The organism is Aquiflexum sp., from assembly GCF_041751335.1.
GTDB lineage: Bacteria > Bacteroidota > Bacteroidia > Cytophagales > Cyclobacteriaceae > Aquiflexum.
In genome coordinates this window covers 1-7,655 of the sequence record NZ_JBGSXS010000415.1, presented here as the reverse complement: position 1 = coordinate 7,655, position 7,655 = coordinate 1, and the positions used below count along the sequence as shown (strand labels likewise).

Here is a 7,655-nt window from a genome sequence, read left to right as displayed (position 1 = left end):
AGTATCCTGTACAATAATCTCCAAAAAAGGTTTGATATCCTTATTCTTGACAGAAGTGGTAATCCCTTTTTGTTGATCGAGTGCAAATCCACCGATGTGAAGTTATCCCAAAAGACTGTAGAACAGGTTGCAGTATACAATAAAACAATTAAAGCACCTTACATGGGCATCAGCAATGGTAGGCAACATCTGTTTTTAGCATTTCTTAAAAATGAACAGAACTATGAACAACTATCAGATCTGCCCAAATTTCAATTATGACAATTGTGATTTCTGTCATGTTTTATGTTATCTTTAAGCAATAAGTTTGTGACATAACAAGAATAATCTGAATTATGAAAGTCCAGCAAAAAAGCACACCCTGTGAGCTTTGTATGAGCAGAAAGTTCTCACTTTTCTCTGATCTTTCTGAACAACATCTTTGTCACCTCACGGATAGTAAAAATTTTATAACCCATAAAAAGGGGCAGATCCTTTTTTATGAAGGAACCAAACCGCTTGGAGTTTTTTGTATTAATGACGGCATTGTCAAAGTGTTTAAAACTGCATCAAATGGAAAAGAACAGATCGTTAGATTGGCCAAGAAGGGTGATTTTCTGGGTTATTCCTCGCTTTTGGGTGAAGAATCTTATTCCAATTCAGCTACTATTGTGGAAGATGCCAAAATTTGTTTTGTTCCCCGCGAATCCTTTCTTAAAGTTTTGTCAGAGGATACCGGGTTTCATAGAAGGGTTACCAAAGCACTTTGCCATGACTTGGGTATAATGGAAGAAAAACTCACGGACGCAACCCAAAAATCAATTAGGGAGAGACTGGCCTTTACTTTACTGAAGTTGTGCGAAACTTATGGCATAGATGGATCTGATGGGGAGAAAATTGATATTATCCTTACAAGGGAAGAAATTGCTGGTTTGGTGGGTACAGCTACTGAGACTGTCATCAGATTATTGTCTGAATTCAAAAAAGATGAATTGATTGAATTTGACGGTAAGAAAATTATTATGTTGGATAAAAAGGGGCTTGCAAGGCTTTCGGATTTTTATGGGTAAATTCCAATTTTGATAGTTCTTTCTGAAATTCTTCTACTTTCCGAATCCATTATCTATTTCAATACAATCAAATATTCATGGATACTTGCCTACTGCAGGCAGGTTAGATATTAATTGATATTTGAACTACTGGGCAGATTGATTCAGAACCAAATATTTAAACTTGATCTTCGAAATTATTCTAAGGTTGAATTAAACTTTCTGGATATGACCGGGGGGAATTGAATTTAGGCAACCTAAATGGTCTCTTTGCTGTTATGAAAACATGAATCTTCGCCTAATCCTAATCATTTTCCTCTTAGCAACAAACTCTCAGTCCTTTGGGCAAAGCATTGCCTACAAAACCCTGCTTAAAGGATATTATGATAAAGATTTCCCTGTTGTTTATCCTGATCAAAAAGAAGTTATGGAAAGCGCAGTTTTCCTAGATACCCGGGAAAAGGAGGAGTTTGAAGTCAGTCACTTAAAAGGAGCAAAATGGGTCGGCTATGAAACTTTTTCTATGGCAAGCCTTCATGACATCCCGAAAAATCAACCTATTGTTGTTTACTGTTCCATCGGTGCAAGAAGTCAGGAGATTGGAAAAAGATTAAAATCTGCGGGATACCAGGAGGTTTATAATCTGTACGGAGGGATTTTTCATTGGGTAAATGAAGACAATCCTGTTTTCATAAATGAGGAGGAGACTGAAGAGGTTCATGCTTATAGCCAACTTTGGGGAATTTGGCTTAAAAAAGGAACGAAGGTGTATTAACTTTAAAATTTTTTAAATAAACTGTTCTCAAATCTCGATTTGTCATCCAAGCGACAGGATTTGTTTTATAGATGGGTTATTTTTGTAATCTGATATTTGGTAAACTCCGTACCTTCACAAAACCAATTGAATACTCACCATGAAAATATTAATAAACTTATTGTTTGTCTTTTCTTTTTTGTCCTGTCAGGCTTCTAATTTGGGCCAAAAAAATTCATCACCACCTTCTCATCAGATTTTCGATGAATTGTTGAAAAAACATGTAAGCAAAGATGGGGTCGTTAACTATAAAGGATTTAAGGCAGAAAAAGAGAAGTTGGAAAAGTACTTGAATCTTTTGAGCAACAATGCACCTGACAGACAAAAATGGACAAAAGACCAGCAATTAGCCTATTGGATCAATGCCTACAATGCTTTTACTGTGAAGCTGATAGTAGATAATTATCCAGTAGCAAGTATTCAGGACCTACACCCCAAAATCAAAATACCTTTGGTAAATACAGTGTGGCATATCAAATTCTTTCAAATAGGAGGAAAGGACGCCAATCTTGATGAGATTGAACATAAGATATTAAGAAAAGAGTTTGAAGAGCCGCGCATCCATTTTGCCATCAACTGTGCTTCTTTTTCATGTCCTCCGCTTTTGAACGAGGCTTTTTTTCCTGAAAGGATCAACGAACAATTGGATAAAGTGACCAAAGGATTCATCAATGACACAAAAAGAAACAAAATCAGCAAAGATAAACTTGAAATCTCCAAGATTTTTTCCTGGTTCCAAGGTGATTTCACTAAAAATGGAGGTTTAATTGACTACCTTAACCAATATTCAATCGTGAAAATCAATCCCAAAGCCAAAGTTTCTTATCTTGACTACGACTGGTCACTTAATGAGTAAATCCCACAAACATATTGTCATTATCGGAAACGGTATTTCCGGTGTAACCTGTGCCAGACATATCCGAAAAAACGATGCTGATGCTGCTATTACGATCGTTTCAGGGGAGACAGAACATTTCTTTTCCAGAACTGCCCTGATGTACATCTACATGGGCCACATGAAATATGAACATACCAAGCCTTATGAGGATTGGTTTTGGGAGAAAAATAAGTTAGAACTTGTGAATGGTTGGGTGGAAAAAGTTGATTTTGGAAACAAGAAGCTAAATTTCCAAAATGGAAAAACACTAGTTTATGATGTGTTGATTTTGGCCACAGGCTCCAAACCCAATAAATTTGGCTGGCCCGGACAGGACTCTATGGGTGTGCAGGGCTTGTATTCCTATCAGGATTTGGAATCAATGGAAAAGTATACCCAAGAAATCAGCCGGGCGGTAATTGTAGGAGGTGGTTTGATAGGGATAGAAATGGCTGAGATGCTGAGAAGCAGGGATATTCCTGCTACTTTTTTGGTAAGGGAAAAGAGTTTTTGGGACAATATATTGCCTTTTGAGGAATCCCAAATGATCAACAGGCACATCAAAGAACACCATATTGAACTTAGACTGGAAACCGAGTTGGACGAAATAATTCCAGATGAAAGCGGGAGGGTCAAAGCCATAAGGACAAAAACTGGAGAAACCATTGATTGCCAATTCGTAGGATTGACCGCCGGGGTCAGTCCCAATGTAGATTTTCTGAAAAACACTTCTGATGAGGAAAATGGGCCTACACTAAAAATACAACGAGGCATTTTGATTAATGCGTATTTTGAAACAAATATTCCTGACGTTTATGCCATGGGAGATTGTGCGGAATTTCAAGAAGCGCCTGCATCCGACCGGAAAAATATAGAACAAGTCTGGTATACAGGAAGGATGCATGGGGAAACTTTGGCTTATAATCTTACCCACCAAAATCCAGTGCCCTATCAACCAGGAATCTGGTTTAATTCCGCGAAATTTTTGGATATTGAATACCAGACTTATGGACATGTCCCTTCTTTTTGGGAAGAGCATATTAAGAGTTTTTATTGGGAACATCAGGGAGGCAAATCCTGTATCCGCTTACTATATAGAAAGAGTGATAATACCATTTTAGGCGTTAATTCCTTTGGTTGGAGATTAAGGCATGAGTTTTTTGACAAAGCCATCACAGATGGTTGGACGCTTGAAAAAGTGTTGGTCAACCTGAACAAAGCAAATTTCAACCCTGAGTTTTTCGAAGCATTTTACCGTGATGTTCTCGAGAAATATAATCAAGAAACAGGAAAGCAGTTAAGAGTTGATAAAATATCATTTTTGAAAAAACTAATTGGATCACGCGTATGAAATATTTTCAAAAAACAGGGTTGATGCTTTTTATTATTGGATTAGTAGGCTTTAGCTTACTTCCTTTTTTTGGTTCCTATCAACTGGATAAGGAAATGGTTGTTGAACAAGTCAAAGACATCCATACCGAAAAAATGACCGAAATTCTTTCCCCAATGCTCGGTAAAAAATACAATTCCAATTTTGCTTTTATTTCAGATTTTAATGAAAATTTCAATGCCTACAATGATCAGCTCAAATCCGAAGAGGATTGGGACAATGTGATTTGGGATAATTATGTTTTTTCATTGACTAAAGCCGCTACTCAAGGCCCTGTCAGTGAATCCCCTTTTTTTTATTTGGTCCTTACGATTGGAGTGGCTGTATTGGGAGCTTTGATCTATATACTGCCTTTACACAGCCGAGAGCCAGAGGGAATAAAGAATGATGGAATTTATTTCTCCTCCATGAAATCAAGAGGTATCTTGGGAATTATCACAGGGACTTGGTTGATCTTATTTTACATCATTTTGTATTGGTTTCCGGAATACCTGACTAATTTGATTTTGATAGTTGACCCGCTGAGCATGGCTCTTTCAGGCAATCCGGCAAGTCAATGGTTTTTATATGGCTTAATCTATACCCTTGCTATTGTGGTGATGGGAATCAGGATGTTTAGAAAGTATAAGGGAAATGCTTATCAAACCATCAGGACTGTCTCAGTGATGTTTTTCCAATTGGCATTTGCTTTTTTGATTCCGGAAATTCTTGTGCTATTGAATATGCCTTGGCATGATTTCAAGAATATTTGGCCGTTGGATTATTCATTTTTTTATGATTACAGGATAGATGGGATGCTGAGTTCAGGAGCTTTGGGCATGTTTATGTTGGTGTGGGGGATAATCTTGATTGTCGTTGGGGTTCCACTATTCACCTATTTCTATGGCAAAAGATGGTATTGCTCCTGGGTCTGTGGCTGTGGTGGCCTCGCAGAAACCTTGGGTGATCCTTACCGGCAATTGTCGGATAAATCACTTAAAGCCTGGAGTATTGAAAGATACATGGTCCATGGGGTACTTGTTTTTGCTGTGGTCATGACTGCCGTGACTATCATTAACTATTTCATGGAATTTGGATTATTGGGACAGGCTACGGATCAATTACATTCCATATATGGTTTTATGATAGGCTCGGCTTTTGCGGGTGTCATTGGAACAGGATTTTATCCCTTGATGGGAAACAGGGTTTGGTGTAGATTTGGATGTCCATTAGCAGCTTATTTGGGCATTGTGCAGCGTTTCAAGTCCAGATTTAGGATCACTACCAATGGAGGTCAATGTATTTCCTGTGGTAATTGTTCTACATATTGTGAAATGGGCATTGATGTCCGCTGGTATGCACAACGGGGGCAGAATATCGTGAGGGCTTCCTGTGTCGGTTGTGGAATTTGTTCAGCAGTCTGTCCAAGGGGAGTCCTAAAATTAGAAAACGGAGAAGAGGAAGGTAGGCTCAACGAAATGCCAATCATCATCGGAAACAAATCCATCAGACTTAAATCTTAATTGCAAAACATTAAGTGGATTAACTCTACTTTATCAATTTAGAAGAGAAGAAAGATGGCTTTTCATATAATTTATATAATTCTATAATGTGAAAAAAAATCGGGTATTCTAAGGTTGGCCTTATTGCCCCTTTTGGGGCGAAATATGGGTAGGAAAAAATCAGTTATGGTAGGTTTTCGTGCCTTTAGGTACGGAATATATGTTGTACCTAAAGGCACAAAAAAGAATCGATTCATCGGTTAATTTTACCCATATGATGTCCCTACGGGACTTTGGTCTGTATTAGAATCGAGGTTTATAGAACTTTCAAACAGAATTCTAAAACATGATGAAGTAGGATTTAAGATAAAACCACAAAAATCTCGTTTAATTTTAAGATGTCTTTGCAAAACTGACATAAAAATGGCAATTCTATACAATTCTCGGAAGATGCTGAAATTAACGACAGCACCAAACTTCGCACTTCCAACTTCCGTCTTCCCTGCCTACCGGACAGGCAGGTGTCTTCCAACATCCGTCTTCCGTCTTCCGTCTCCAATTTATCCCCAAACCTGACTAAACAGATTTAATGATCCTCATTTATTTCTTTCTGATTATTTATGTATTAGCCATGCTGTTTGTGCTTTTCTACAGCTTTGCCCAAGCACATTTATTATATCATTTTTTTAGATTTAAAAATATACCCCATCAAAAGGCTGATCAAAATGTGGATGAATTGCCAATGGTCACTGTTCAGTTACCTATTTATAATGAGCTATATGTCGTAGAGCGGTTGATTGAAGCAGTTGCAAAATTCAATTACCCCAAGGAAAAGCTCGAAATCCAATTGCTCGATGACAGTACAGATGAGACGGCTGACATTATCCAAAGCCATATCAAAAAATACCCGGGAGTTGATTTCAAATATATTCATCGAGAGATTAGGACAGGTTTTAAGGCGGGAGCTTTGCGGGAAGGTTTGGAATTGGCCAAGGGAGAATTTATTGCAATATTCGATGCGGACTTTGTACCTGATCCAGATTTTTTGCTCAAGACGGTGGGTCATTTTTCCAATGAAAATGTAGGTATGGTGCAGACCAGATGGACGCATCTCAATGAAAGCTATTCACTATTGACCAGGCTTCAGGCATTTGCATTGGATGCCCATTTTATGGTCGAGCAAATGGGGCGGAACCAACAAAAAGCATTTATCAATTTTAACGGTACCGGTGGAATCTGGAGGAAAAGCTGCATTCTTGATGCTGGCAATTGGCAGGATGATACCCTCACCGAGGATTTGGATTTAAGCTATAGAGCCCAACAAAAAGGCTGGGAATTTGTGTATAGACCCGATATCAAATCGCCTGCAGAGTTGCCCCCTGTGATGTCAGCCATCAAATCCCAGCAATTCAGGTGGACCAAAGGCGGGGCAGAATGTGCTTCCAAACATTTAGGCAATGTGCTGCGAAAGTCCTTCGGATTCAAAGTCAAGTTTCATGCTACCGCTCACTTGTTGAATGCGGTAATTTTCATCGCTGTCCTTTTGGTGAGTCTCAGCAGTATCCCGGTTTGGTGGGCCTTTTATAAGGATATGGTTCCAGAAAGTTTATTTCAGGGAGCAGCGGTCTTTTTGGTTGGTTTTGTGATTATTGCCATGGTGTATTTCTTTGCCAATTTGAGTTTGGTGAAATACACTTGGCGAGGTATAGGGAGATTTCTCTGGGAGTTACCCTTGTTCTTATCTGTATCCATGGGCTTGGCATTGCACAATTCCCAAGCAGTTTGGGAAGGCTTAACAGGCAAGAAATCCCCTTTTATCAGAACCCCAAAGTATAACCTCTCTAATGAAAATAGAAACTGGACCAAGAATGTGTACACTTCTTGGAAAATTCCATTTACCACCTATTTGGAAGGAGCATTAGCATTGGTATTTCTAACAATGGTAATTCTCTCCATTCAGACAAAGACCTATGAAATGTTGGTTTTTCATTTCATGTTGGCGGTAGGGTATGGTTTGGTGAGTTGGGAGTCGTTTAGGGGGCAAATTAGAAGCGAGAGGTGAGAG

7 protein-coding genes are annotated in these 7,655 nt (G+C 38.6%); all 7 read left to right on the top strand.

Features of this window, described 5'->3' with window-relative positions:
- The coding region (locus ACEW8U_RS22140; protein WP_373524237.1) for a type I restriction enzyme HsdR N-terminal domain-containing protein at positions 1-261 on the top strand (261 nt) is incomplete at its 5' end.
- 74 nt (positions 262-335) lie between these two features.
- Positions 336-1,049 carry a Crp/Fnr family transcriptional regulator gene (locus ACEW8U_RS22135; RefSeq protein WP_373524236.1) on the top strand — a complete coding sequence of 238 codons (714 nt, stop codon included), beginning with the start codon at positions 336-338 and terminating at the stop codon, positions 1,047-1,049.
- 265 nt (positions 1,050-1,314) lie between these two features.
- Positions 1,315-1,803, top strand: a complete 489-nt coding sequence (locus ACEW8U_RS22130) for a rhodanese-like domain-containing protein (protein ID WP_373524235.1) — start codon at positions 1,315-1,317, stop codon at positions 1,801-1,803.
- 139 nt (positions 1,804-1,942) lie between these two features.
- On the top strand, positions 1,943-2,698 hold the full coding sequence (locus ACEW8U_RS22125; protein WP_373524234.1) for a DUF547 domain-containing protein: 756 nt from the start codon (positions 1,943-1,945) through the stop codon (positions 2,696-2,698).
- A complete protein-coding gene (locus tag ACEW8U_RS22120) occupies positions 2,691-4,070 on the top strand; it encodes an NAD(P)/FAD-dependent oxidoreductase (protein WP_373524233.1) in 1,380 nt (459 codons plus the stop codon). Before ACEW8U_RS22125 ends, ACEW8U_RS22120 begins: the two co-directional genes overlap by 8 nt.
- Complete coding sequence (locus ACEW8U_RS22115; RefSeq protein ID WP_373524232.1) at positions 4,067-5,611, top strand: 4Fe-4S binding protein; 1,545 nt, start codon at positions 4,067-4,069, stop codon at positions 5,609-5,611. Before ACEW8U_RS22120 ends, ACEW8U_RS22115 begins: the two co-directional genes overlap by 4 nt.
- Before the next feature lie 568 nt (positions 5,612-6,179).
- The gene (locus ACEW8U_RS22110; protein WP_373524231.1) at positions 6,180-7,652 is read left to right on the top strand and encodes a cellulose synthase family protein; all 1,473 of its coding nucleotides are present in this window, start codon (positions 6,180-6,182) and stop codon (positions 7,650-7,652) included.
- The last annotated feature ends 3 nt before the right edge of the window (positions 7,653-7,655 follow it).

Excerpts from the sequence above, each read along its gene's own strand:
- ACEW8U_RS22135 (WP_373524236.1), top strand. The coding sequence starts at position 336 with ATGAAAGTCCAGCAAAAAAGCACACCCTGTGAGCTTTGTATGAGCAGA.
- ACEW8U_RS22130 (WP_373524235.1), top strand. The coding sequence starts at position 1,315 with ATGAATCTTCGCCTAATCCTAATCATTTTCCTCTTAGCAACAAACTCT.
- ACEW8U_RS22125 (WP_373524234.1), top strand. The coding sequence starts at position 1,943 with ATGAAAATATTAATAAACTTATTGTTTGTCTTTTCTTTTTTGTCCTGT.
- ACEW8U_RS22120 (WP_373524233.1), top strand. The coding sequence starts at position 2,691 with ATGAGTAAATCCCACAAACATATTGTCATTATCGGAAACGGTATTTCC.
- ACEW8U_RS22115 (WP_373524232.1), top strand. The coding sequence starts at position 4,067 with ATGAAATATTTTCAAAAAACAGGGTTGATGCTTTTTATTATTGGATTA.
- ACEW8U_RS22110 (WP_373524231.1), top strand. The coding sequence starts at position 6,180 with ATGATCCTCATTTATTTCTTTCTGATTATTTATGTATTAGCCATGCTG.